At 67.5% G+C, this 22,379-nt stretch carries 25 protein-coding genes; 3 read left to right on the top strand and 22 right to left on the bottom strand.

Going from position 1 to position 22,379, the window contains the following annotated elements:
- Positions 1 to 228 precede the first annotated feature (228 nt).
- From ACTMTI_RS03555 to ACTMTI_RS03625, 15 genes are all read right to left on the bottom strand, one after another.
- Positions 229 to 885: a TetR/AcrR family transcriptional regulator gene (locus ACTMTI_RS03555; protein ID WP_441118149.1), complete on the bottom strand. Its 657-nt coding sequence runs from the start codon at positions 883 to 885 to the stop codon at positions 229 to 231.
- Positions 886 to 887: 2 nt separating this feature from the next.
- Complete coding sequence (locus tag ACTMTI_RS03560; protein ID WP_441118150.1) at positions 888 to 3,560, bottom strand: family 78 glycoside hydrolase catalytic domain; 2,673 nt, start codon at positions 3,558 to 3,560, stop codon at positions 888 to 890.
- Positions 3,561 to 3,959: 399 nt separating this feature from the next.
- Entirely contained in the window at positions 3,960 to 4,109 is a 150-nt protein-coding gene (locus ACTMTI_RS03565; protein WP_441118151.1) for a hypothetical protein, read from the bottom strand.
- Positions 4,110 to 4,495: 386 nt separating this feature from the next.
- The gene (locus ACTMTI_RS03570; protein ID WP_441118152.1) at positions 4,496 to 6,538 is read right to left on the bottom strand and encodes an FtsK/SpoIIIE domain-containing protein; all 2,043 of its coding nucleotides are present in this window, start codon (positions 6,536 to 6,538) and stop codon (positions 4,496 to 4,498) included.
- A 170-nt stretch (positions 6,539 to 6,708) separates the two neighbouring features.
- Positions 6,709 to 7,380 carry a DUF2637 domain-containing protein gene (locus tag ACTMTI_RS03575; RefSeq protein ID WP_441118153.1) on the bottom strand — a complete coding sequence of 224 codons (672 nt, stop codon included), beginning with the start codon at positions 7,378 to 7,380 and terminating at the stop codon, positions 6,709 to 6,711.
- Positions 7,381 to 7,707: 327 nt separating this feature from the next.
- Complete coding sequence (locus ACTMTI_RS03580) at positions 7,708 to 8,070, bottom strand: tyrosine-type recombinase/integrase (protein WP_441118154.1); 363 nt, start codon at positions 8,068 to 8,070, stop codon at positions 7,708 to 7,710.
- 116 nt (positions 8,071 to 8,186) lie between these two features.
- Positions 8,187 to 8,942, bottom strand: a complete 756-nt coding sequence (locus tag ACTMTI_RS03585) for a SigB/SigF/SigG family RNA polymerase sigma factor (protein WP_441118155.1) — start codon at positions 8,940 to 8,942, stop codon at positions 8,187 to 8,189.
- Positions 8,943 to 9,102: 160 nt separating this feature from the next.
- A complete protein-coding gene (locus ACTMTI_RS03590; protein WP_441118156.1) occupies positions 9,103 to 9,591 on the bottom strand; it encodes a hypothetical protein in 489 nt (162 codons plus the stop codon).
- Positions 9,592 to 9,597: 6 nt separating this feature from the next.
- Entirely contained in the window at positions 9,598 to 10,203 is a 606-nt protein-coding gene (locus tag ACTMTI_RS03595; protein WP_441118157.1) for a hypothetical protein, read from the bottom strand.
- Between the two features lie 233 nt (positions 10,204 to 10,436).
- Positions 10,437 to 10,757 (bottom strand): DUF6458 family protein, encoded by a 321-nt coding sequence (locus ACTMTI_RS03600; RefSeq protein WP_441118158.1) that lies wholly within the window; start codon positions 10,755 to 10,757, stop codon positions 10,437 to 10,439.
- A gap of 67 nt (positions 10,758 to 10,824) precedes the next feature.
- Positions 10,825 to 11,109, bottom strand: coding sequence for a GlsB/YeaQ/YmgE family stress response membrane protein (locus ACTMTI_RS03605; RefSeq protein ID WP_441118159.1), 285 nt, complete (start codon positions 11,107 to 11,109; stop codon positions 10,825 to 10,827).
- A gap of 225 nt (positions 11,110 to 11,334) precedes the next feature.
- Entirely contained in the window at positions 11,335 to 12,306 is a 972-nt protein-coding gene (locus ACTMTI_RS03610; RefSeq protein WP_441118160.1) for a LysR family transcriptional regulator, read from the bottom strand.
- Positions 12,307 to 12,394: 88 nt separating this feature from the next.
- The gene (locus ACTMTI_RS03615; protein WP_441118161.1) at positions 12,395 to 12,592 is read right to left on the bottom strand and encodes a hypothetical protein; all 198 of its coding nucleotides are present in this window, start codon (positions 12,590 to 12,592) and stop codon (positions 12,395 to 12,397) included.
- 153 nt (positions 12,593 to 12,745) lie between these two features.
- Positions 12,746 to 12,919, bottom strand: coding sequence for a CsbD family protein (locus ACTMTI_RS03620; protein ID WP_441118162.1), 174 nt, complete (start codon positions 12,917 to 12,919; stop codon positions 12,746 to 12,748).
- A 228-nt stretch (positions 12,920 to 13,147) separates the two neighbouring features.
- Positions 13,148 to 13,459, bottom strand: a complete 312-nt coding sequence (locus ACTMTI_RS03625; protein WP_441118163.1) for a UBP-type zinc finger domain-containing protein — start codon at positions 13,457 to 13,459, stop codon at positions 13,148 to 13,150.
- A 587-nt stretch (positions 13,460 to 14,046) separates the two neighbouring features.
- Here ACTMTI_RS03625 and ACTMTI_RS03630 point away from each other — a divergent pair.
- The 3 genes from ACTMTI_RS03630 (at position 14,047) to ACTMTI_RS03640 (ending at position 16,246) form a co-directional block, all read left to right on the top strand.
- Positions 14,047 to 14,472, top strand: a complete 426-nt coding sequence (locus tag ACTMTI_RS03630) for an STAS domain-containing protein (RefSeq protein WP_441118164.1) — start codon at positions 14,047 to 14,049, stop codon at positions 14,470 to 14,472.
- A 173-nt stretch (positions 14,473 to 14,645) separates the two neighbouring features.
- Positions 14,646 to 15,041 carry an STAS domain-containing protein gene (locus tag ACTMTI_RS03635; protein WP_441118165.1) on the top strand — a complete coding sequence of 132 codons (396 nt, stop codon included), beginning with the start codon at positions 14,646 to 14,648 and terminating at the stop codon, positions 15,039 to 15,041.
- Between the two features lie 74 nt (positions 15,042 to 15,115).
- Positions 15,116 to 16,246: a protein kinase domain-containing protein gene (locus ACTMTI_RS03640; protein ID WP_441118166.1), complete on the top strand. Its 1,131-nt coding sequence runs from the start codon at positions 15,116 to 15,118 to the stop codon at positions 16,244 to 16,246.
- 74 nt (positions 16,247 to 16,320) lie between these two features.
- Here the strand turns inward: ACTMTI_RS03640 and ACTMTI_RS03645 are convergent, their stop codons facing one another.
- The 7 genes from ACTMTI_RS03645 to ACTMTI_RS03675 form a co-directional block, all read right to left on the bottom strand.
- Complete coding sequence (locus ACTMTI_RS03645) at positions 16,321 to 16,890, bottom strand: DUF6328 family protein (protein ID WP_441118167.1); 570 nt, start codon at positions 16,888 to 16,890, stop codon at positions 16,321 to 16,323.
- Positions 16,891 to 16,982: 92 nt separating this feature from the next.
- A complete protein-coding gene (locus ACTMTI_RS03650; protein ID WP_441118168.1) occupies positions 16,983 to 17,594 on the bottom strand; it encodes a hypothetical protein in 612 nt (203 codons plus the stop codon).
- Positions 17,595 to 17,727: 133 nt separating this feature from the next.
- Positions 17,728 to 18,726, bottom strand: coding sequence for an FtsK/SpoIIIE domain-containing protein (locus ACTMTI_RS03655; protein ID WP_441118169.1), 999 nt, complete (start codon positions 18,724 to 18,726; stop codon positions 17,728 to 17,730).
- A complete protein-coding gene (locus ACTMTI_RS03660) occupies positions 18,711 to 18,968 on the bottom strand; it encodes a DUF1707 SHOCT-like domain-containing protein (RefSeq protein ID WP_441118170.1) in 258 nt (85 codons plus the stop codon). Before ACTMTI_RS03660 ends, ACTMTI_RS03655 begins: the two co-directional genes overlap by 16 nt.
- Positions 18,969 to 18,999: 31 nt before the next feature.
- Entirely contained in the window at positions 19,000 to 19,173 is a 174-nt protein-coding gene (locus tag ACTMTI_RS03665; RefSeq protein WP_441118171.1) for a hypothetical protein, read from the bottom strand.
- Between the two features lie 213 nt (positions 19,174 to 19,386).
- Entirely contained in the window at positions 19,387 to 20,760 is a 1,374-nt protein-coding gene (locus ACTMTI_RS03670; RefSeq protein WP_441118172.1) for a serine hydrolase domain-containing protein, read from the bottom strand.
- A 349-nt stretch (positions 20,761 to 21,109) separates the two neighbouring features.
- Complete coding sequence (locus ACTMTI_RS03675) at positions 21,110 to 22,318, bottom strand: cytochrome P450 (RefSeq protein ID WP_441118173.1); 1,209 nt, start codon at positions 22,316 to 22,318, stop codon at positions 21,110 to 21,112.
- Between the last annotated feature and the right edge of the window lie 61 nt (positions 22,319 to 22,379).

Genomic DNA, 22,379 nt, shown 5'->3' on the forward strand with positions numbered 1-22,379 from the left:
GCTCTGCACAGAGAACGCCCTGGTCCTGGGGCGGGAGGACCTGGAGAGGCGCTCAGGAACCCAGGGGTTATTTCTTACTAAGGGCGTAGGCGTGGCCTACGGGAGCGGGGTGCCTGTCCGCCTCAAGTCCTTCAGCTGCGCCGCGCTCTGACCAGGGCCCGCACAGGCCCCGAGAAAGCGAATTCCGCGGCAACGAACGAACTGGCGGCCCCGCCCGTCACCGCTCGTTCAGGTTGCGTTCTGTGGTGTCAGGTAGGCGCGCCAGGCATCGAGCGCCGTGGCGAAGTGCCGCTCGATGTCGATTTCGCGGGCCGAGGGGTCGTCGGCGGTCACCAGGGCTCGTTGCGCAAGACCGAGGATGCTCGCACCGATCACCTCGACCATGTGGGGAATGTCCAGTTCGGGACGGATCGAGCCGTCCTGCTGGCCTTTCCTGAATGACTCGCGGGCGATCTCCATGAGGGCGACCTCCAGCTCCTGGAGGGCGCGATGTTCGTCGTCGGTCAGCCCATGGCGGCGGAAGGTGAAGTCGAAGTAGCTGGTGAACCGGATGAGGTCCGGCCGGACTCTGGCAAGAGAGGCGAGGGCGCTCATCCGCTGGAGAAACTGTGTCAGCCCGTCGAGATCCTCCTCAGATGGGCTTTGCTGGCCGTGCTCCGCAATCGTGTCGATGACTTGGCGATGCACGTGGAGCATCGCCGCACCGAGGGTCGGGAAATACTTGTAGAACGTGGGTCGGCTCACGCCGGCACGGTCGGCGATCTGCGCGATCGTGATGACGCTGTCTTGTTCGTTGACGAGTTCGATGATCGCTGCGGCGATCCCGGCTCGCTGGGCATCGCGGAACCGCTCCCACGACTCGTTGGCGAGCTGTGTGGTCGGCATTGTCAAAGTGTATCGGCCAGCACCTCGACCGGCCCCGACCGCACTCGCCAGGTCGAGGTCCCGCAGGGAAGCGCCACGATCCGCGCCCCGTCCTCGAGCACGTTGCCACCGTCAACGGCAATGCGGGCTTCGACACCGGTCGGGACCGTCACCTCCAGTTCCCAACCCGATTCGCTGCGCTGCCAGGCGCTGGACAGGGGCCCGTACGGTGTCATGGTTCGCGCGGAGACGTGCTCGAGACGGTGAGTGAGCATCGGGCGGATCTCGATCTGCTGCCACCCGGGAGTGACCGCTCTCAGGCCGGCCAGGTTCTCATACATCCACCGGGCCACCGCCCCGAGCGCGTAGTGGTTCTGCGAGCCCACTCCGTTCCAGGACTCAAGCATGGTCGTGGCGCCCTGCGCGACCTGACCGAGCCAGGACGGCCGCTCCTCTTGCAGCAGCAGGTCGAGCGCAAGGTCGTCGTATCCCCAGGCCGACAGGCAGGGTAGGAGATATCCGGTGGACAGAAATCCGGTCGCCAGTCGTGTGCCGTCGGCCACGACAAGGTCGGCGAGTCGGTCTGCGACGCGCTGTCTGGCGTGTTCGGGAATCAGACCGAATGTGAGGGGCCGGACGAGCTTCGCCTGTGTCAAAGTCCTCGGCATCCCGTCGGGGTCGAGGAACTCGGCCTGATACGCGGCCCGAATCTGCTCGTGCAACTCGGCGTACTCCTGCGCGCTCTGCGCCTTGCCGAGAACAGCCGCTGCTTCAGCTACCAGCCTGGCCGAGTGCGCAAAGTACGCCGTCGCAACCTCGGCATCGGGATTGTTGGCCAGATTGAGGATCATCTGCGCCGCTTCAGGGCCATCGAACTCATTGCCGGGTTCCAGCCATTCGCCCCAGTGGAAGCCAGTGTCGACGACATACCGCTCATGGGGCAACGGGTCACCGGTCCGGGAGGGATGGCGGTCCGCGGCTCGGCGGAGGCAGAACTGCACCCACGCGACCATCGCGTCCCAGTTCTCCGCGAGCACATCGGTGCATCCATAGCGCTGGTACAGGGTCCACGGCACCATCGTGATCGCGTCCGCCCAGCCCGCGGAACCCTTCCCGTCCATCAGCCCGGCAAACTGCGAGAGTTCTGGCAACGGACGCGAATCGCGCGGTGCGACGTCGCCGAGGGCGCCGTCCTCACTCTGCTGCAGCACCACGTCACGCAGCCAGTCTCGAAGGAAGAGGCTGACGTCGGCGAGATACGTTGCGGCGGGAGCGAACACCTGCGCGTCGCCGGTCCAGCCGGATCGTTCCCGAGTGGGGCAGTCAGTGGGGACGTCGGTGAAGTTTCCCCGCATGCTCCACACGATGTTGTCGTGCAGCTGATTCAGTCCGGAGTGGGAACTGCTGAACTCCCCGTCATACCGGAGGTCTGCCTGGACAACCAGGGCCTCGATGCGCTCGAGATCGACCTGCAGGGCGCCTTCGATCTCGATGTACCGAAAGCCCCGTATCGTGTATCGCGGCTCCAAGATTTCGCTGCCTTCCCCTGCCAGGACATACCGGTCAATGGCCGGTACGGCGGGAAGAACTCCGTCTCCTAGCAGGTAGTCCGTCCGAATTCGCCCGGCCTCGTCGACCAACTCGCTGTGATACACCGCCAGCGTCGCCCCCGCAGGCCCGGCGACCGTCAGTCGTGCGACACCGACCAAGTTCTGCCCGAAATCGACCACAATCCGGTCGCCGATGGTGGTGGTCCGAGCCGGCTCGAGCACGTCGACCACGACGACCGGCTCACTCCGCGCTGCCTCCACCCGCTCGGCCCCACGGGGGAACACCTCGACCGGTCGAGCATCTGCCAGCGCGGTCCCGGCGGTGAACTGCGCCCCGGAGATCCGGGCGTCGATGGTCACTCCCTCCTGCGGGTCAGCGAACCGGCGTGGACCGTATCCACCCTCCCAAGCCGCATCCGTCGTGATGATCTCGCGACGCCCGGACTCGAACTCGATCAGCAGATACGCGATCGCGGCGATCTGCTGCCCGTAAGTATTCCGCTGCCCAAACGCGCCGTTCCGGCCGCGGTAGCGGCCTTCCGCGAGCTCGATCCCGATCGTGTTGGAACCAGCTACCAGCTCATCAGTGACGTCGTACCCCTCATACTCGAGCCGCTGGTCGTACGCGGTGAAACGCGGGGTGATGCGCACTCCCGTCACGTCGCCTCCGTTGACGGCCAAGCCATACCAACCGCGGGCACTGGCGTAGAGGCGAGCGCGGACAGGCGCGGCCTCGAGATCGAACGTGCGACGCAGGTACTGCACCGGTGTCGGTGCGTCCGCGGGCTCGGTTACCTGCAGCCCGATCCACTCGGCGAGCTCGTGCAGCGGACCCGGATGCGTTTCGAAGCTCGCGGCCGCGCTCCAGACCTGGGTGTCACGAACAGTCGCCCCCACTCGCCACGTGTACGCAGCGGACCTCTCCAGCGGCGGACCTGCGTACCGCACGGCGGGCTGCGTCCCTACCCGCCAGGTGCCCTGCCACATCGGCACGCTTGCCCCCGCGTGGTAGACCTCCACGACGGCCCGGTCCGGAGCTTCCGCGCCGGTCGCGAATTCCCAGGACAGCTCAGGGACACTGTCGGCGAGCAGTTGGTAGCCGAGGCCTGATGTGCGCAGGTTGATGAAGGGTGCGATGGACGACATCGAATGGATTCCTCCGTTGAAGGGGCTGCCGGTTGAGGGGTGATCAGGCATTCGCGGACGGCTGGGGACGGCTGACCGTCGCTTCGACGACCACCGGCTCCTCTTCGATCTGCCGAGATGACATGTCGGCGAGAAGGACGGTCCGCCACGGACGGACGGGGGCCAATGCGCTCATGTAAGTGTCTCTCCATGAGAGTTCCTTACGTTCCGCAAGAAACTGCTTGCGTTGCGTAAGGTGATGGATTTACGTCACGTAAAGAAGGATTTGCGCAGCATAAAGAAGGGTTTACGCCACGTAAATAGGGTACGGCAATGCCTGTACCTGCACAAGCGGTCGGATTGGCATCAGGCCACCCACTCCAGATGATCTTCCCTGCGAAGACCGAAGCTGGGGCTCGCTCAGCGCAAGGCCCGCCATTTCACTTCAGGAAATGGCCCTTCCGTGAAGTAAAGTTCGCGGGCGGTGATCGCCGAGACGCGCTCATGCCCCAGCCCGGAGCCGATCCAGGCGCGCAGCCGCTCCAGATGGCGGCTGATCTTCGCGCTCACCTCGGCCGAGCGGGGCTTCGACGGTTACTGCGTTTGCGGGGCATCCGCCAACTCCTGGCGGGCTCGTGAGCCCGCGGCGTTCCCACCAGCGCATATATGGTCGACCACGCGCAGTTCTAGCAGGAGCACCCGCTAGATCTAGCGGCCCTGCTAGCGGAAAACCGCATCCTGACCTGCGGTCTAGCGTTCTAGCGGCCTCATGCGAACGCCCCTGGAAGTGCGCTCCAGGGGTGTTCGCCTGAGGAGCGCAGGCTGCTAGAGCTTCCGCCTCACCAGCGCCTCGGCAGCGTCAGCACGGTTGAAGCCCTTCCGGTTGCGGCCCTTACCGGCGGCGTCGCGGCCCCACGTATCCTCCGACCTGACGCCGTACTCCTTCAGCCGCGCGGTCAGCGTGGCTGTTTTGGCGTCGTCTTCAAGATCCGCCCACTGGCCGTAGCGTCTGGCCGGAAGTCCGCCAGACGGTCCACGACCGTGCTGTTCCACAGCTTCTCCTCCTTGGCCGTCGTCACGGTCAAGATGTCGGCCAGCAGGTCGTAGGAGACCCTTTTGGCCGGTTCCTGGCCGATCGTCTGCCCGGACAACGTTCCGGCCGCATGGCGGAGCTGGTAGGCACGCTCGGCGATCAGCTCCGACGTAGGCCCATCCAAGTAGGCCGAGCGGACGATGATCGGGTCCTCGGCGATGCCAACCGCCCAGGAGATGCCCTTGTCGTTCAGGGTGAACATCGTGGCCTTGACCCCGGCCTGGTGCATGCCGGTGCCGAGGATCATGTCATTCTCCTGCCAGCCCATCACCCGCAGACAGATCCTGATGCCGGCGTTCGCCGAGATGGCCTTGGGCAGGCTGTCCTTGTCCGGGCGCTGAGTGGCCAGGATGAGGATGATCCCGAGGGCGGGGCCGCGCTTGATGATCGCGGTGGCGTACTTGGCTGCCTCATCCCCGTATTCGTCGTCGGCGAACAGCTCCTGACACTCGTCGATCGCGATCACCATCGGGTGCAGCCCCAGGTCCTTGCGAGCTGCCAGCTCAGGCGTGACCTTGAACTCAGGCGCCAGATGACGGGGCAGGCCGTCGATGACCTCGGCCCGTCGGTCCAGTTCGGCATACACCTCGGCCAGCGAGGTGACGCACGCTGCCTTGGCCGCGTCAGTGGCGCCCTTGGCGTAGTGGTGGGCCACCTTCTCCAGCGCCGACAGATCGCCGGTGCCCTTCAGCTCGAACAACCTCAGCTCGGACAGCGGGTCCAGCGCGCAGGCCAGCAACAGCACCCGCAGCGCGAACGTCTTGCCATAGCGCGGCATCGAGCCGATGAGCACGTTGGCGAACATGAGCAGGATCGACACCGGCCGGCCACGCTGGTCGTTGCCGTAGGGGATCTGGTCGAACAGGCTGACCTGGCCCGACTTCAGCAGCGGCCAGGCAGGCTGCTTGGCCTTGCGCATCTCCTGATCGCCCACCCACAGCACCAGACGGCCAGGGTGTTCCTCCGACACTGGCTCAAGCCAGACGCAGCCCAGAGCACGCCGCAGGCCGGAGGCGAGCTTGTCGCGCTTCTCCAGTACCTCCGACACGGTCACGCCGAGCGGGAGATCCACCTCGGCCCGCCAGCCCGGCCCGTCCCGCATGATCGGGGCCGGGAAGGTGATGCCGCGCCCGTTCTTGCCGAGCGCCTGGTTGATGGCCGAGATGCCGAGTGAGCCGAGCGCGTCCAGCACCTGGTCACTGGTGAGCTTTCGCACTCGGCTCGGAACCACTGCCCGGTCCAGGAGCGGCTTGTCGGCGGGCGACCCGATCAGGCCCGCCACGGCGATGAGCACCCCGACAATCGCCCACTGGGTCCAAGTCGGCGCGACCACCGCCACGAAGATGCTCGCCAGCAACAGTGTGATGGCGCCGATGAGGAGGGTCCACAGCCGGGCCTTGACCCGGCTGTCGCGCTGCCGGGACAGCGCCAGGTACTCCGCGGCCTGCTCCTTCAACACGGCCGCTCGGCGGACCGGGCAGCCTTCCAGGTCGAACAGCCAGCGAACCAGTTCCACGAGCACCCGCCAGGTGCCGGCCGGAGTCCGTGACAGAAGCTTGGCCGCGTACTTCGGGATGCGGAGCGTGTGGTACGCCAGCACGTAGCCAGTGTGCTCGGCCTGCCACTTGAGCACCTGCAAGGCATCCGCCCGCGATCTCAGCCACACCGGGACCAGCGGCGACCGCTCCTGGCGGCGTGCAGCCAGCTCGGCGAGCAGGTCCACCGGGCCGGACTCGTGCGGCTGATCGACCGGGACCACTCTGCCCTCAAGGACATCGTTCTCGTTCGCGACTTCTTGTGTCGGCTTCTCCGAGGCGGGCGCGGAGGCGTTCTCGCGGGTGAGCGGCGAGATCTCATCCTGGAAGGCGACCACTACGCCGTCGTGCATCTCGTCTGTGACAGTCACGCCTTCACCTCCGTCCGAGTAACCAGGGATCCGAGGCTCTCGGCGTGCACGGCGAGCACCTCGGCGACCATCCGAACCGCACGCCTGCGCAGCTCTGCGGGATAGGGGGACTTGCCTGGTATGGACTCGATCCTCTCAAGAGATCAAGTCTCCACTGAACCGGGGGCGATTCAGTCGATGTAGGCGAGCCGTGCCGCCTCGTACCGGTCGGTGGGCAGGACCGGCACCACGCGTTCCACTTCGACGACGGTCTCGACGGTCTGGCACACGTGCTCTTCCGCCGGGGACTCGACCGACGGTCGCCGAGTGTTGCGGACGATCCACATGAGGAGCTCGTACGCGCCCGCGAACGCCACCGGCGCCAGGGCGCTGACCAGCCGTGATCCGAGTCCGCCGGACCAGCCGTGCGCCACGTTGGCCGCCAGGGTCACGGCGCCTCCCAGGGCGAGTGCGACCCACGCCAGGACTGGCACACGGATCCGGCGGCGGGAGCAGTAGACCATCATCAGCGAGGCCATGACGATCACGCCATCGGACATTGCCGGATACAGGATGGCCATGTCGTGCCGCTCGCCGAGAGCGATAGCGAGGCCGTAGAAGTGGTGGTACGAGACGTAGGCCGCCGCGCCGGCAACCGCCAGCAGGACAGCGACCGCGAAGCCGAGGATGACCCGGTCTCCAAGTCGGCCTGTGCCGACGCAGGACGGGCTTGCGGCGATCGGCGCGGTGTCCTCTCGGTCGGCTTGGAAGAGGTTGATGAAGAAGCGCCGGGTGCGCTTGAGCGGGACCGCTTCAGCAGCAATCGCTTCCCCGGCAATTGGTTGTGTGGAAGGGTGGCGCATGGCCTGGCTCCTGGGTCAATCAGGTTGCTGGGTCACAGGCCGGGGTTCGGTGTTGGAGTCACCGGGCCCTGGCCGCCGCACTGCCGCTGTCCTGGGCGCAGCGCGATCGTCTGCTGAAGATCCCAAATGGGCAGTTGCTGGACTTCTCTGGCACGGGCGTGTGCCACGCAGTTGGACCTGATCTCGTTGAGTCGGGTCCGGGCGCAGCCTCTGCACGCCTATTCCGGGCACGAGATGTCCAGCCACGGAGCGTCGAAGCTACTCAGGAGATAGGCGAACGGTTCAAGTCCCCCCTCGGACACCATGAAGGCCCTGAGAATGTGCAGGTCACAGGCTCGGGGCATCTTCATTTCCGCCTCCAGAACGAGCCGTGATACTCCGCTGATACTTGTGGGTTCGAGCACGAGAATCAGAACTCGCGACCAGGGCCGCGAACCAGTCGGCGGCCTCTCGCTGGTTGCCGGGCATGACATGAGCGTAGACCCGGAGTGTGATGGCTGGGTCGGCGTGGCCGAGGCGCCCAGCGACCATCTTCAACGGCTTGCCGCCCGCGATGAGGATCGTGGCATGGGTATGGCGGAGGTCGTGGACGCGGATGCGAAGCCTGCTGTCGAATCCGGCTCGGAGAAGAGCCTGGTAGGCGTCATGGACCTCTCCTGGGACAGGCTGCTCGATGGCGTATCCGAGCATGGGCTACTCGATCACGCGCTGGAGATCGCCGACGAGCATGTCGATGACCAACTTCAGGTCGCCGATCGAGCTGACGTAGTCGTCCAGCTTCAACGGCTCGGAGGCGCACACCAGAGTTAGTCGGTCAGTGCTTTTCGTAGTTGGCTCAGGACGGTGCGCAGGATGCGGGAGATGTGCATCTGGGAGAGTCCGAGCTCGGCGGCGATCTCTGCTTGGGTGTGGTTGCCGTAGAAACGCAGCAGCAGGATGTGCTTCTCGCGGGTGGGCAGGGCGTCGATGAGCGGCTTGACGGACTGACTGCCGATGAGGGTGTCCAGTGCTTCGTCGGTGCAGGGCAGGACGTCGGCCAGGCTGACGCTGTAGCCGCCGCCGCGACTGTCACGGTTGTCGATGGGGGCATCCAGCGACAGGGCGCTGTAGGCGGCCGAGGCGTCCATCGTCAGCAGGACGTCCTCCGGCGACAGGCCCATTTCGGCCGCCAGTTCGGCGACGGTCGGCGAGCGGCCCAGGGCCTGGCTGAGGTCGGCGGACAGCCGGATCAGCTTCGAGCGGCGTTCCTGGTAGACGCGGGGAACCCGGATGGCCCACGCGCGGTCCCGGAAATGCCGTTTGACCTCGCCCGCCATAGTGACGGTCGCATAGCGGCGAAAGTCGTGGCCGAGGCCGGCGTCGAACCCGTTGATGGCCTTGATCATGCCGACGTAGGCGGCCTGCAGGAGATCTTCCATGGGTTCGCCCCGGTAGCGGTAACGGCGCGCGAGGGACTTGGCCATCCAGGCGTGCGTCTCCACCAGCCGCTCGCGCAGCCGGACCTTATGCGACTCTGGGATCTGCGGCCGGACCATTTCGATCAGGAGCTCTTCGGCTGTCATCTGTTCCAGAGGAATGTCCAGGACGGCCATCTATTCTTTCCCTTTGCTTCCAGTGCCGTGCAGCCGCCCACCAGCCGGGCGGTGGACGAGGACGGCCAAGCTGGCGGGACGTGCAGCACCGCCGGCGTCGGCGTTCCCCCTACCAGCATGGGCGAGGGGGTTAGCGGGTCGCCTGCTCGTCGGCGAGTGGCAGCAGCCGCTGCATGACGTCGCGGTAGGAGCGCAAGGCCAGTCTCAGCTGCTCGGTGTCGTGGTGGCCGGTGTTCTGCCAGAGGTCCCCCAGCTCACGGATGCGGCTTTCCAGCGCCTGGTGGACCGAGGCCGTCACCTCGTCCAGGAGTGAGTCGGCGCGTTGCACGGCATCGCGGGGGTCGTCGACGAAGGCCGCCTGAAGGTCGTGCCAGCGGTCCTGTACGTCGGCCGGGTCGCTGCCGAGCAGAGACACCGCCGGTGACGGCGATGCGGATGCGGGTGGTAGCTGGGCCGTCTGGTCGAAGACGACTTGGTCAGACGGCGCCGCAGGCTGGGCGTCGTCGTCGCTGTGGTCGTCGTTGTCGTGCATATCGACGGGTCCGGGCCGGGGTGACGGCGCCTCGGCGAATTCGTCGAGGCGCTCATCAAGGCGTTCGGGGTCGTTGCGGAGGTCCATGTCGAGTCACCTTTGCTGGGAGTCGTCGGTGAGTGCCGGTTCCTTCTCGCGGGCTGTGGCCGGTTGAGGGTGGTGCTCGTCGCCGTCGTCGAGGAGTTCCTCGAACAGGACGCGGTAGTGCACCATGGCCTGCCGAAGGTCCTCGGTGGAGGCCTCGGCCGGAGCGGCGCGCCTGCTGATCTCGTGGGCTTGGCGGTAGTGGTGCAGGGTACGGCCGTGCACCACCGACAGGTCCGCCAGCTGCTGCTCAAAGTCTTCGGTGGGATATCCGCGCTCGGCCATGACGGTGATGACCAGTTCATCGGCCTCGGTGACGGCGGGACCCGGTGCGTCGACGAACCGCTCCTGGAGCTTGGCCCACTGCTGGGCGTAGGTCTGCCGGGAGGCGGGGGTGAGCGGCGTGATGTCGAAGGTGTCGAAGCGTTTCTCCCGGGCGCGCAGTTCCTGCTCGGCCTCGCCACGACTGTCTTGTTCGTTCAGGGTGCGTTCGTATTCGGGGCCGAAGCGCCGGCGAAGGCCTTGCCGGCGCCGACGCAGCAAGACGTAGCCGACGGCCAGCGCCAGGACCACCGCCACGGCGACGGCCACCCAGAGGATGGTCACGATGGACATGTCTGCCTCCTGCAGATGTCGATGCCTTCGCACGGCCGGTGAGCACGGCAAAGGCAGCGGGTTGGAACGTAGGTCGACGGTCGGCTGCGGCACGCCGATACCGATGCCCCGACCGGTCCGCTGCGGACCTTCAATCGAGACTGCGTGGCGGGCCGCCGCCAGTACGCGGGCGGGTCGTCCCGTGCGGCTTCAGACCGGGATGCAGTCACCGTACGGACTTGGCGCTTCCCTTTTCAGAGACGACGATCATCCGGAGCTCGGCGGGTACCCTGCCTACCGTCGTATCCAGAAAGGTCTACCAGGGTGGGCGGTGGCCGATCGTCGATGCGGCCGTTGACGCGGTCGTGGATGACGTCCTGGCGGCTGCGGACGCTCGACCGGCTCCGGCGTGACCTGGTGCGCAGCAGCAGGGGCAGCAGCAGCCCGGCGGCGCCGCCGAGCATCAGGATGACGCCCACGATGCGCAGGTCGAAGCCGCCCACCGAGCCGTCCGCCAGGGCAAAGGTGAGGATGGCGCCGACGACGACGACCACGATGGCCACAGCGACGGGCATCACCCATCACCCCCGCCGCGCCAGGCGCGTGAGCTCTGAGGTAAGTTGCCGGGCGTGCTGGGCGGGGTCATCGGCGGCCGGCCCAGCGGCCGGTTCGCCGGCCGTTGATCAGGTTGTAGGCGAGCAGCAGGACTGCCGCGCCGGCGATGGCGCAGATCCAGGTGGACAGGTGGAAGAAGCCCTGGATGCCCGAGACGTGGAACACCTCGGTGGCCACGAAGCCGCCCAGCAGCGCACCGGCGATGCCGAGCACGAGGGTGATGATCAAACCTTGCGAGTCTTTACCGGGGACCAGCATTCTGGCGATCAGTCCGGCGACCAGTCCGAGGATGATCCAAGCGATGATGCCCATGGCCTACTCCCTGTGGCGGTGCATCGATGTCTGCGCGGGATCGGTCTTCCGGACCGGTCGAAGCAGGGGGCCGGCCGCCGACCGATTGCCGGCGCCGACGATCACACTTGTTGTCTCCAGCCGACACCCGCGCGTGCCGTACCGAAACGGGCGATTCGGAAAGGATCCATCTCCAGAACCGATCACCAGGTTTTCGCGGTGCGCACAGCGGCCAGAGCGCGTGCATCAGACGGCCTCGTCGCTGTGGCTGGCAGCTGTCGGAGCGTCTTCGCTGGGTGCTGGTTCGGTGGGCGGGGCGGCGGGTTCCAGCCAGCCGAGCCGTTGGGCGAGTTGTCTGGCGCTGTTGATGACGGTGGCGATGTGGGGCGAGGGGTTGGCGTCGTGCCATAGCAGTGACCACGGATAGTGCGTGGCAGGTTCGGTCAGGGGCCGCCAGGTGGTGCCCGGCCGGTTTGAGGTGCGGAAGGAGGAGGGGATGCAGTGCACGCAGCGGTGCTGCAGGACGAGGTCGGCGGCGGCCCGGGTGCTCTCCACGGTTCCCTCGTAGATGGTGGGCGCGAAGCCGGCCGAGCGGCACAGCGCGATGACGAACTGGTTGAGCTCCGGGGTCTGGGATTCCTCGCCGAGCAGGAGGAGCTCGTCGGCGAGGGCGGTGACGGGTACGCCGTCCATGTCGGCGAAGCGGTGGTCGTCGGGCACCAGCACACCCAGCGGATCAAGCCTGATCAGCTTGGACGTCACCTCGGCCGGGGTCTGGGAGGCGTGTCCGATGGCGATGTCCAGGCGCCCGTCGGCCAGTTGCCGGTACTGCTCGGGGGTGCCCGCTTCGACCTGGTGGATGGTGATGTCGGGATGGGCGTGCTGGAGTTCGCGCAGGATCTGCGGCATGGTGTCGTAGCCGGCGTCGATGATGCCGACACGCAGCGTGGGCGCTGAGGCGACGGCGTTGCGTGCGGCCTGCCCCGCCCGGCCCACGTGGTCGAGGATCTGGCGCGCCTCGATGAGGAAGGCGGCGCCCGCCGGGGTCAGATCGACATGGTGGGTGCTGCGATCCAGCAGCCGCACCCCCACCTCGCGTTCCAGCCGCTGGACCTGCTGGCTCAGTGCCGACTGCACGATGTGCTCACGGGCCGCCGCCCGGCCGAAATGCAACTCTTCGGCCAGCGTCACGAAATAGCGGAGCTGACGTAACTCCATGCCCGCCAACCCTCCCTAACCGGGCGGCGCCGATATGAACCGTCTTCCTGCACTGTAGACCCTCGCGCGGCTTTGACGGCCCCGGCGCTTACTTGCTGGGCTGGGGAGTCTGGCAGGCGATCTTCGGGTTCATGCCGAGGTAGTTGAGCGGGCCCGCCAAGATCGTTACGGCGATGGTGGCCACCTGATTGCAATTCTCCACCGGTCCTGTGTAGTAGTTGCGCTGGCCCGCGGCCACCGCGCCGGCGATCAGCCACAGGACCAGCACTATCGAAGCGATACGCATCGCTTCTACCTCCAACTTCGTTGTAGCGCGAGGAGTACCGAAGGCGATGAGGGGAACGGCGAGCCGCACAGGCCCATCGTGTGGTGCGGCGGTATCTGGGCGGAACCAGCTCGCGGCCCAGCCCTCATCGGGCGGCCTGCCGGAGAGGAAGGATCAGCGTTTGAAGGCGTCCTTGACCTTCCCGCCGGCCTGCCTCAGATTGCCTGCGACCCGATCGCTCTTGCCCGCAGCCTGCTGGCGCTGGTTGCCGGTGGCGCGGCCCAAACGCTGCCTGGCCCAGCCTTTGACGGCCTGCGCCTTATCTCTGATCTTCCTGCCAAGGCTCATCGTGATTTCCCTTCACCGCCCTGCTCGGCCATCACCCGGGCAGACCGTTGATCCGTCTGCCCGTCGTCCATGGCCTCATGCAGGTGGACACACTCACCGCGCTGAAGCGGCTTGGATCCTCAGTGTCCTCCCTGGCCTGTGGTGGGGAACCGCGCAATGATGAGGCCGGTTATCACTCGAATCGATGAGCGTACGCCGGGACCGGGGCCAGGGCCGGGAGGATGCGGCTCACACGATTCGTTCGTGGACGTAACACCAACGCCAGGCCGTCTCCGGCTCCAGCTCCGTGACCACCGGATGGTCGGTCTCCCGGTAGTGCTCGCGGGCGTGGGTGCCCGGCGAATCGTCGGAACAGGCCACCCACCCGCATGTCAGGCACGCCAGCAGGCGGGTCCAGGACAGGCCCAGAGCCAGGCATCCTGCGCACTGCGGTGATCCGGGCTCGGCTCTCGGAGAAATATCAAGATGTTCGCATCGTGGCGCCTGACCGTTCAGGCTGCCGCGCGCGCTCACCTCCATGCCATCGATGTTCAGGGTCATGACGACCCTCCTCAGGCGACAGCCGACACAAGGTGTGCCAGCTGATCCCCTTCAGTAGACCTGCTCGGCCTGCCACCGGAAACGGGCAATCGCAGCAAGCCCCATCACCAGCCGCGATCGCCACGTTGAGCGGGCCCCAATGGTTCCGATGACCGCGATGGCGGGGATGGACGACGAAGGAGGGGTGAGCCTGGAGGCCGTCGACACCGTCGGTGCCCTGAGCGAAGCCGATCTGAGCCTCGAACCCGACTTCGCTGCTGGCCACGGTGCCGGCCACGGTGTCGGCGTGTGGCTGATCCGGCGCTGTGTGACAAGGTCAGCCTCGAAGTCGTGGCGGCCCGGGCCCAGGGAGATCGACATTGGTCGGGGCGAGGTCCCACGCCCGCACCCGCCGACGCCTGGCCGGTGATCGCCAGTGGTGATAAGCCTGGCTCAAATCGGTGATTTCCGCTCCGGCGAACCTGCCAGATGATTCAGAGCACTGCACGCACGACACCGCTCACGCTGGCACCCTCGCAACGTGTTCACGCCGCCGCCGCAAACCGGCCGCCCTTCTTGTCTCCCGAACTCCCCCGTAGGAGCCCGGCATGAACACCACGTGCACCGCCAGCGCCTCCGCACTCGTGATCGCCGCCCTGATGGAACGGCTCGTGATCGCGCTCACCCCGATCACCACCGCCACCGACCGCCTCCTGCGCATCACCCCGCTCGCCGACCGTGCGGGCCTGCGGATCGAGGGCGAGCTCGACCACTCCACCCTGCCCGCTCTGAGGCGCGCACTGGCCTCCATGAACGTCGACAGCAGCCTCTGCGTCGATCTGAGCGGCCTGACGTTCATCGACACCGGCTGCCTGCGCGCCCTCGTCGGCGCCGCCGCCGCTCTCCACGACGGCGGCGGTGGCCATGTTCTGACGTTGCGCTCGGCTCCCCTACAGGTGCGACGCCTGCTCGAACTCACCGGCTGGCACCAAACGCCCGGTCTCCACCTGCAAGCATCGGCGCGGCCCGGCTGACCCACGCCCGGCCCAGCGCACTCATGAGTCCACCGGCCCCCGGGCGGTGGGCGTCCTCGGCGGGGTGCCGCCGACCACCTGCGCAGCACGATCACCGCCCTCATCCGACCTCGTCGCGGAGCCTTATCGCCGCGAGGACAGCATCAAGCCGCTGCCCCCGATCGGAGCACCTCATGACCACCCTCCACCCCCGCCTCGGGGCAGGTCCGTGGCCCATCCCTGCCAGCGCCACCATCGTGCACCTGCGCGGCGTGCTCGACCTCGCTACCCGTGAGGCGGTGCGCGAACGCCTACTGCGCGCCTTGCAGCACAGCGCCAGCCTGCTCATCCTCGACCTGTCCAGAGTGTCATTCTGCGACGCCGCGGGGCTAGGCGTCTTGGTCGGCGTCCAACACCAGGCCAGAACCCTGGACATCGCCCTCGGCCTGGCCACGCCCCGCCCGCATGTGGCCAAGGTGCTGCGCCTCACCGGCCTGGACCGCAGCTTTCCGATGTACGGCACCACCCCGGGCAGAGGCACCGGCGTGGGTACGGGCAGGGTCCGGTCCGGCCCTGCGGCAGCGCGCTGAGACCTCGTGCGCCAATGTCTGTTCTCCCAGCCGGCAGCGGAACGACCGCTCGGCCTCGCCCTTATCCTCCCGCCGTGGCTCTACCGCCTGCGCCAACTGCCGAACTGGACCGGCCGCGCCATCAGGTGCTCCAAGACGCCCAGATCGAGGCCGCCGCGATCCTCGCCCAGGCCCGCATCGACGCCGAGCAGCTCATCACCTCAGCGCAGATCATCGCCTCGGCCACGCTGGAGCGTGCGCGGAGTCGGCACCTGCCGCGGCGCAGGAGCCAGGCGGGCCAGCGCACGCAGCCAGCGCCCGCACCCGCCCACAGCGACGGCGACGGCCCTGCGTCGATCATGGTGCTCAACGACCGCTGGCGCATCTACGCCCTCTTGAACGCCGACGCCAGCGCCATGGCCACCCTGTACAAGGCCTACGAACTCGCCGACCCCGCCACCATCGTCGTCGCCAAGGTGTTCCACCAGGCCAACAACGACCCCCAACGATTCCGCACCTTCCTGCGGGAAGTACGGAGCATGCGCCTGCACCACCCGCACATCGGGCAGATCATCGACTCCGGCCAGGACCGCAGATCCCAGGCGGTCTACCTCATCTCGCCCCTCTACCAGCCGGGCAGCCTCCACCTCCACCTCCAACAGCGGGCAGGCGTCGGCGTCTCGTTGAAGTGGAGCCTGAAGGTCCTGGATCAGGTGCTGGCCGGCCTTGAGGCCGCCGCCCTGAGCAACATCATCCACCTGGACATCAAGCCGCAGAACATCGTGCTGGACAGCCCTGCCACCATCAGGATCATCGACTGGGGAATGTCCCAGCTCCACCAGGCCGGCCAGAGCGTCTCCACGGTGTCCCCCGGCGGCACCAAGTGGTTCGCCAGCCCCGAGCAACTCGGCGTCACCGACGCCGCCCCCAGCGGCCTGTCCGACCTGTACGGCGTCGGCGCCCTGGCCTACTGGCTGCTGACCAGCCTGGCGCCGCTGCGACGCGAGCTCGAAAGTGCCGTCGGCACCGACGCCGACCTACTGCAGGTCCGCCACCTGATGCAAGCCGGCACCCAACCCGAACGCGCCGACCACCTCACCCCGGACGTGCCAGAACACCTGGGCCGGCTCATCGACCAATGGCTCAGCTACACCCCCACCGACCGCATCCCGCACGGGATGGATCCCGCCGCCGCGCTCGACTGGGCGCGCACGGCCTTACGCTGACACACCGGCCCTCGCCATGACCGCCGTCCGATTGCGATCAGCAGGTCAAACGCGGCCTGCTCACCGGCGCCCGATCAGTCCTTGCTACCTGTTGTCTGCTGTCTGTTGGCCGTTGCCTGGCGGCGCAGGTCGATGATCGGCTGCAGGAGCCACAGCCAGGAGGTCGCCAGCGCCGCCGCAGCGCCGAACACGATGGCGAGCCAATTGCCGAGCACGACCTCGGCCACCAGAGCCATCGCGGCGGTGATCGCGACCCCCAGGGATACGGCACCGGCCAGGCCCAACTCGTTGGCGCGATGCACGATCTTCTCCTTCAGCCCGGTACGAAACAGCAGCCGATGCTGAACAGCGGGCGTGGTGAAACAGAGCGAGGCGGTCGCCGCCCCCGTCAACGCGATGAAGAACAGCCAGTGGCCCGAGGTGTCCAGCTTGGCGAAGCCGGTCTGAAACGGCATCGCCAGCAAAAAGGCGAACAGCACCTGCACCCCGGTCACCATGACCCTGAGCCCCTGCAGGAGTTCGGACAATTCACGGTCGATGCGTTCCTTGTGGCTTTCGTCGGCGCTGCTCTCCTCGTCCGTCCCGGCAGAGGATTCGCCGTCGGTGAGAAGGCGGCTTTGGCTCTCCTGATGGGGCAACGCCATCGGTCTGACACCTCCGTGAGTTTTCCGTGGCACCGCCACGGGTTGATCCATCGATCGGGTGTCCGGCTCACGGCCTCCTGAGCGCCCGCGACCTACCGGCGGGGACCCGCAGCTCCGTGTGGGCGTGTCAGGGGTGCCCGAGCGGCAGCCCGAGCCCGGAGGGACCGCTGGTCGCCGCCGATGAGGTCGTCGAACAAGGCGTGATAGTGCGTCATGGCCTGCCGCAGTTCCTGGATCGACACCCAACCGTTCATGGCGCGCCCGCTGATCTCGTGGGCTTGGCGGTAGTGCTCCAGGGTGCGGCTGTGTCGCAGCGACAGGTTGGACGCCTGCTGCGCGAAGTCCTCAGTGCTGTATCCGCGCTTGGCCATGACGGCTCTTACCAGTAGATCGGCCTCGTTGACCGCGGGACTCGGCTCGTTCACGAAACGCTCCTGCACCGCGGCCCACCTGCCGGCATAGCCGCCGCGTGAGCCGGGATCGAGCGGCTGTATGTCGAGCGGCCCTGATCGCGTTCGACGGGCTTGCAGCTCACGCTCGGCCGCCCTGCGCTCGCCCGCGGCGGCAACCGTGCGCTCGTGCTCGGGGCCGAATCGCTCGCGCAGGCGATCTCGACGCCTGCGCAGCAAGAAGAAGCCGAAGGCCGGCACCACCACCATCACCCCGACAATGAGGGTCACCCACATCACGGTCTCGGTGGACATGACCGCCTCCGTCCCGGTGTCGCCGATGTATCCCGCCCGAAGACAGGCAGCCGGACACTGCCAGTCAACGCCGCTCCCCCGCAGACGGATATGGGCGTTCGGAGCAAAGCTCATCGCCGGAGCTGATCACAGCTCACGCCGCCTCAGCGGGCTGAACTGTCGCCTCAGCCCAGGATCGGCACCATGGCGCCGTCCAGATCATTCCCGAACCGCGCCTTGCTTCAGGCCGTGCAGGGCCTTTGAAACGGCAAACCGGCAGGCTGTCCTTGTCCGGCCGCTGGGTCGCCAGGATGAGGATGATCCCGAGGGCAGGGCCGCGCTTGATGATCGCGGTGGCGTACTTGGCGGCCTCCTCCCCGTACTCATCGTCGGCGAACAGCTCCTGGCACTCATCGATCGCGATCACCATCGGGTGCAGCCCTAGGTCCCTGCGGGCCGCCAACTCGGGCGTGACCTTGAACTCAGGTGCCTGGTGGCGCGGCAGGCGGTCGATGACCTCCGCGCGCCGGTCCAGCTCGCCGTACACCTCGGCCAGCGAGGCGACGCAGGCCGCCTTGGCCGCGTCAGTGGCGCCCTTGGCGTAGTGGTGGGCCACCTTCTCCAGCGCCGACAGATCGCCGGTGCCCTTCAGCTCGAACAACCTCAGCTCGGACAGCGGGTCCAGCGCGCAGGCCAGCAGCAGCACCCGCAGCGCGAACGTCTTGCCATAGCGCGGCATCGAGCCGATCAGCACGTTGGCGAACATCAGCAGGATCGACACCGGCCGCCCGCGCTGGTCGCTACCGTACGGGATCGCCTCGAACAGGCTGACCTGGCCCGACTTCAGCAGCGGCCAGGTGGGCTGCCTGGCCTTGCGCACCTCCTGATCGCCCACCCACACCACCAGGCGGCCGGGATGCTCTTCGGACACCGGTTCAGGCCACACGCAGCCCAGCGCGCGCCGCAGGCCGGAGGCGAGCTTGTCGCGCTTCTCCAGTACCTCCGACACGGTCACGCCGAGCGGGAGATCCACCTCGGCCCGCCAGCCCGGCCCGTCCCGCATGATCGGGGCGGGAAAGGTGATGCCGCGCCCGTTCTTGCCGAGGGCCTGGTTGATGGCGGAGATGCCGAGCGAGCCTAGTGCGTCCTGCACCTGGTCACTGGTGAGCCTGCGCACCCGAGTGGGGACGACCGCCCGGTCCAATAGCGGCTGGTCGGCGGGCGGGCGGACAGCGCCGCGTCCAGCCGCTCGTCGAACTCGACCGGGTCGAGCCGGCCGTCGGCGACGGCGACGCGCAGCACTTCGGTGACCCGGTCACGGTCCTCGTCGGACGCGCGCAGCGCGGGTGAGCAGGACTTCTCAAGACCCTGCACGTGGACCTCCTGTGTCGTCATCGGGGTCTCTCTTCGTAGAGCCCGGGCGGTGTCACTCGCAGAACACCCGCGCCTTTTTGTCGGACACGTCGACGACGGCCGCGCCAAGCTGCTCGATGTACTCCTCGATGTGCTGCGCTGACGCTTTCCGGCACGGCCGTTCGGCCCTGCTCGATCTCGACCCCGGGCCGGGGAGCGCCCACAGCAGTTGCCCAGTGCCCCACACAGCGCGCCTCCCGGGCTCACCCGGCTGGCGGGGCATGCGACCAATCCGGTCGGCATGGCAAGCAGCAGTAGCGGCGCCGGCACGACAGGGACCTTCAGCCGCAGCCAGCGGCCGTTCCGACGGCGATCGCGTACCGTCACCAGGCGCGGGATCATCAGGACCTCTCCAGCTCTGCCGACGCCTTCTGGAGTTTCCCTCACGGGAGGACTGTCGTCATCCGAGGCAGGCCCGGACGGCCTTGACCAGGTTCGCCGCGCGCGGGTCGTCGGGCCGGAAGTTCCAGAGGTTCGTGACGTAGCCGAAGCCGACACCGGCATCGGGGTCGGCGAAGCCGCCCGATCCGCCGGAGCCCGGGTGGCCGAACGACCCTGGCCCCACCAACGGCATCGGCGGGCAGGCTCGCCAGAACCCGAGCGACATGTTGAAGGAGCGGTCAGCCGGGAGGTTCAGCCCCGGCGGCAGCCCGTGCATCGGCGTCTTGTCGGTCTGGACGACTGTCATTTTCTCGACGGTTGACGGATCGAGCAGCCGTACCCCGTCGACGTCGCTGACCGTGGCGGCATACATCCGCGCCACCGATCGGGCGTCCGCGAGCATGTTCGCGGCCGGGAACTCAGCCGCGCGCCAGGCACGCGTCGCGGGATAGTCGGAGGTGTTGTCCAAGGCGCCGCCGAGCTCGCCGGCGCGGGCCTGGACCGAGCCGGGAGCCCACACGGCGTTGACCCATGCGGTGACCGTATCCGCATCGAGCCCCGTAATCGCGATCAGCCCGGCCTTCAGCTCCTCCAGGCTGAACGGAGCGGCGTAGTGGATCCGGGCCACCCGTCTCTCCTCTTTCTCGGGCAGCCCGATCCAGGCGCTCAGTCCGAGAGGGGCGGCCACCTCTTCGGCGAAGAACCTGCCCAGTGACTTGCCGGTGATCCGGCGCACGACCTCCCCGACCAGGAACCCGTACGTGACGCTGTGGTAGACGTGCTCGGTGCCCGGCTGCCACAGCGGCTTCTGCGCCTCGAGCGCGCGGATGACCGGGTGCCATGCGCACGCCTGCTCGAACGTCAGCGGCCCGTCGACGATCGGCAGACCGGCCTGGTGCGACAGCAGCCAGCGCACCGGGATCTGCTCCTTGCCGGCCGCGGCGAACTCCGGCCAGTACTGCGCCACCGGGGCGTCCAGATCCAGTTCACCGCGCTGGACCAGCATGTGGGCACAGATCGCGGTGGCGCCTTTCGTCGTGGATGCGACCTGGACGATGGTGTTCCTGCGCCACGGTCGCTTCGCTTCGCGATCGGCCAGGCCGCCCCACAGGTTGACGACGGGGCGGCCGCCCACGTAGACGCTGCACGCCGCGCCGACCTCGCCAGGGTTCCTGAAGTTCGCGCGGAACACGTCGGCGACCTTTCCCCAGCCGTGCTCGACACCGTGCTCGACACCGTGCTCGACATCGTCACCACCACCGCTCACGGAGGCGTTGGCACGGCCGGCGAGGGCGGCGTGCGTGCCGGCAAGCGCACCGGCACCCAGCACACCCCTCAACACGGTCCGGCGCCCGACGTGTCCCTGTTCGGGTGTCCCGCTTGTCGTGTCCACCAGGCTGTATTCCTTTCTAGAGATCTGAAAAATGTAGGGATTTGAGACTTCTGGCGATGTCGTACGCTTCGATCGACTGGGGCGGTCCGTGTTAGTGGATCGGTGCGGCAAGAATGGTGTGCGAGGAGCACGAGCAGTTTTCGTCGAAGGCGGACACGGCTGACCGTCGATTTCATGCCGTCGTGTCGCTCCGGCTCACATTTGGTGGTCTTGTCGCGGAACGCGAGCCGCCCTCGTCAGGAACCACCGAAATACGGGCACAAACGGACCGCGGCCGCGGTCGCGCAGGCGAGCAGCCACAGCGGTGGCGGGCGGCCCGTGCGCGCCCTCGCCTGTCATCGGTTCGTGGTTACGCGTCCCAGGTGACCGGGAGGCTCTTGACGCCGTAGATGTCGGCGGTCTCCGGGCGCAGGGTGACCTCGTCGGCTGGTACGGCCAGGCGCAGGGTGGGGAAGCGGTTGAGCAGTGCGGGGAGCGCGACGCGCATTTCGACGCGGGCGAGCTGCTGGCCCAGGCACTGGTGGATGCCGTGGCTGAAGGCCAGGTGGCCGCCGTCCTGCCGGTTGAGGTCGAGTACGTGGGGGTTGGGGAATCGGTCGGGGTCGCGGTTGGCGGTGTTGAGGGACAGGATGACCGTCGTGCCGGCCTTGATGGTGTGGCCGCCCAGTTCGATGTCCTCCAGCGCGACCCTGTGGAACTGCTTGGCGACGCTCAGGTAGCGCAGCAGCTCTTCCACGGCCTGGTCGGTGAGCGCCGGGTCGGCGCGCAGCGCGGCGAGCTGGCCCGGGTTCTGCAGCAGGGCGAAGGTGCCCAGCGCCAGCATGTTGGCGGTGGTGTCGAAGCCGGCCGACAGCAGGATCAGGGCCATCCCCTGCAGCTCCTCGTCGGTGAGGTCGCTGTCGAGCAGGTCGCTGAGCACATCGTCGGTGGGGTTGGCACGCTTGGCCACCACCAGCTCGGCGAGGTACTGCTGGGTCGCGATGTAGGCGGCGATCAGTTCCTCGTCGCCGACCTCTCCGCCGAGGAACTTGTCGATGTTCTCCTGGAAGCGGCCCCGGTCCTCGTACGGCACGCCAAGCAGTTCGCAGATGATGACGGCGGGGATGGGCTTGGCGAACGCGGTCACCAGGTCGGCCGTAGGCCCGGCCTTCTCCATGGCGTCCAGGTGCTCGGCGGTGACCTGCTCGACGCGCTCGGTGAGCAGTCGCATCCGCCGTACGGTGAACTTGCCCACCAGCGGTTTGCGGTAGCGGCTGTGCTGCGGCTCGTCCATGAGGAGGAACTCGCCGGGCGGCGCCGGCGGAACCTCGATGTCGCCGTAGTCGATGGTCGGGTGGTGACGCATGAGTTCCTTGCGCGAGCTGAACCGCGGGTCGGCCAGGACCGACCGGACCAGGTCGTAGCCGGTGATCAGCCGGCCCTGGTGTCCGTCGGGGAAGGGGAAGCGGCTGATCGGGCTCTGCTCGCGGGCCTCGATGAGGTCCTTGGGCGGGTCGAAGGGGCAGCCGGGCTGACGCTCGGTCGGCATCGTCGTGACGGTGTGGAGGGATTCAGTCATGGTCTTTCCTTGTCTCGCGATAGGAGGTGTTGTGTGGAGCTCGAAGGGGACGCCTCCGCCC

The sequence above is a fragment of the Nonomuraea sp. H19 genome, from assembly GCF_052068215.1.
Lineage (GTDB): Bacteria > Actinomycetota > Actinomycetes > Streptosporangiales > Streptosporangiaceae > Nonomuraea.

Excerpts from the sequence above, each read along its gene's own strand:
- ACTMTI_RS03555 (WP_441118149.1), bottom strand. The coding sequence starts at position 885 with ATGCCGACCACACAGCTCGCCAACGAGTCGTGGGAGCGGTTCCGCGAT.
- ACTMTI_RS03560 (WP_441118150.1), bottom strand. The coding sequence starts at position 3,560 with ATGTCGTCCATCGCACCCTTCATCAACCTGCGCACATCAGGCCTCGGC.
- ACTMTI_RS03575 (WP_441118153.1), bottom strand. The coding sequence starts at position 7,380 with ATGCGCCACCCTTCCACACAACCAATTGCCGGGGAAGCGATTGCTGCT.
- ACTMTI_RS03580 (WP_441118154.1), bottom strand. The coding sequence starts at position 8,070 with ATGCTCGGATACGCCATCGAGCAGCCTGTCCCAGGAGAGGTCCATGAC.
- ACTMTI_RS03585 (WP_441118155.1), bottom strand. The coding sequence starts at position 8,942 with ATGACAGCCGAAGAGCTCCTGATCGAAATGGTCCGGCCGCAGATCCCA.
- ACTMTI_RS03590 (WP_441118156.1), bottom strand. The coding sequence starts at position 9,591 with ATGGACCTCCGCAACGACCCCGAACGCCTTGATGAGCGCCTCGACGAA.
- ACTMTI_RS03595 (WP_441118157.1), bottom strand. The coding sequence starts at position 10,203 with ATGTCCATCGTGACCATCCTCTGGGTGGCCGTCGCCGTGGCGGTGGTC.
- ACTMTI_RS03600 (WP_441118158.1), bottom strand. The coding sequence starts at position 10,757 with ATGCCCGTCGCTGTGGCCATCGTGGTCGTCGTCGTCGGCGCCATCCTC.
- ACTMTI_RS03605 (WP_441118159.1), bottom strand. The coding sequence starts at position 11,109 with ATGGGCATCATCGCTTGGATCATCCTCGGACTGGTCGCCGGACTGATC.
- ACTMTI_RS03610 (WP_441118160.1), bottom strand. The coding sequence starts at position 12,306 with ATGGAGTTACGTCAGCTCCGCTATTTCGTGACGCTGGCCGAAGAGTTG.
- ACTMTI_RS03615 (WP_441118161.1), bottom strand. The coding sequence starts at position 12,592 with ATGCGTATCGCTTCGATAGTGCTGGTCCTGTGGCTGATCGCCGGCGCG.
- ACTMTI_RS03620 (WP_441118162.1), bottom strand. The coding sequence starts at position 12,919 with ATGAGCCTTGGCAGGAAGATCAGAGATAAGGCGCAGGCCGTCAAAGGC.
- ACTMTI_RS03625 (WP_441118163.1), bottom strand. The coding sequence starts at position 13,459 with ATGACCCTGAACATCGATGGCATGGAGGTGAGCGCGCGCGGCAGCCTG.
- ACTMTI_RS03630 (WP_441118164.1), top strand. The coding sequence starts at position 14,047 with ATGAACACCACGTGCACCGCCAGCGCCTCCGCACTCGTGATCGCCGCC.
- ACTMTI_RS03635 (WP_441118165.1), top strand. The coding sequence starts at position 14,646 with ATGACCACCCTCCACCCCCGCCTCGGGGCAGGTCCGTGGCCCATCCCT.
- ACTMTI_RS03645 (WP_441118167.1), bottom strand. The coding sequence starts at position 16,890 with ATGGCGTTGCCCCATCAGGAGAGCCAAAGCCGCCTTCTCACCGACGGC.
- ACTMTI_RS03650 (WP_441118168.1), bottom strand. The coding sequence starts at position 17,594 with ATGTCCACCGAGACCGTGATGTGGGTGACCCTCATTGTCGGGGTGATG.
- ACTMTI_RS03660 (WP_441118170.1), bottom strand. The coding sequence starts at position 18,968 with ATGACGACACAGGAGGTCCACGTGCAGGGTCTTGAGAAGTCCTGCTCA.
- ACTMTI_RS03675 (WP_441118173.1), bottom strand. The coding sequence starts at position 22,318 with ATGACTGAATCCCTCCACACCGTCACGACGATGCCGACCGAGCGTCAG.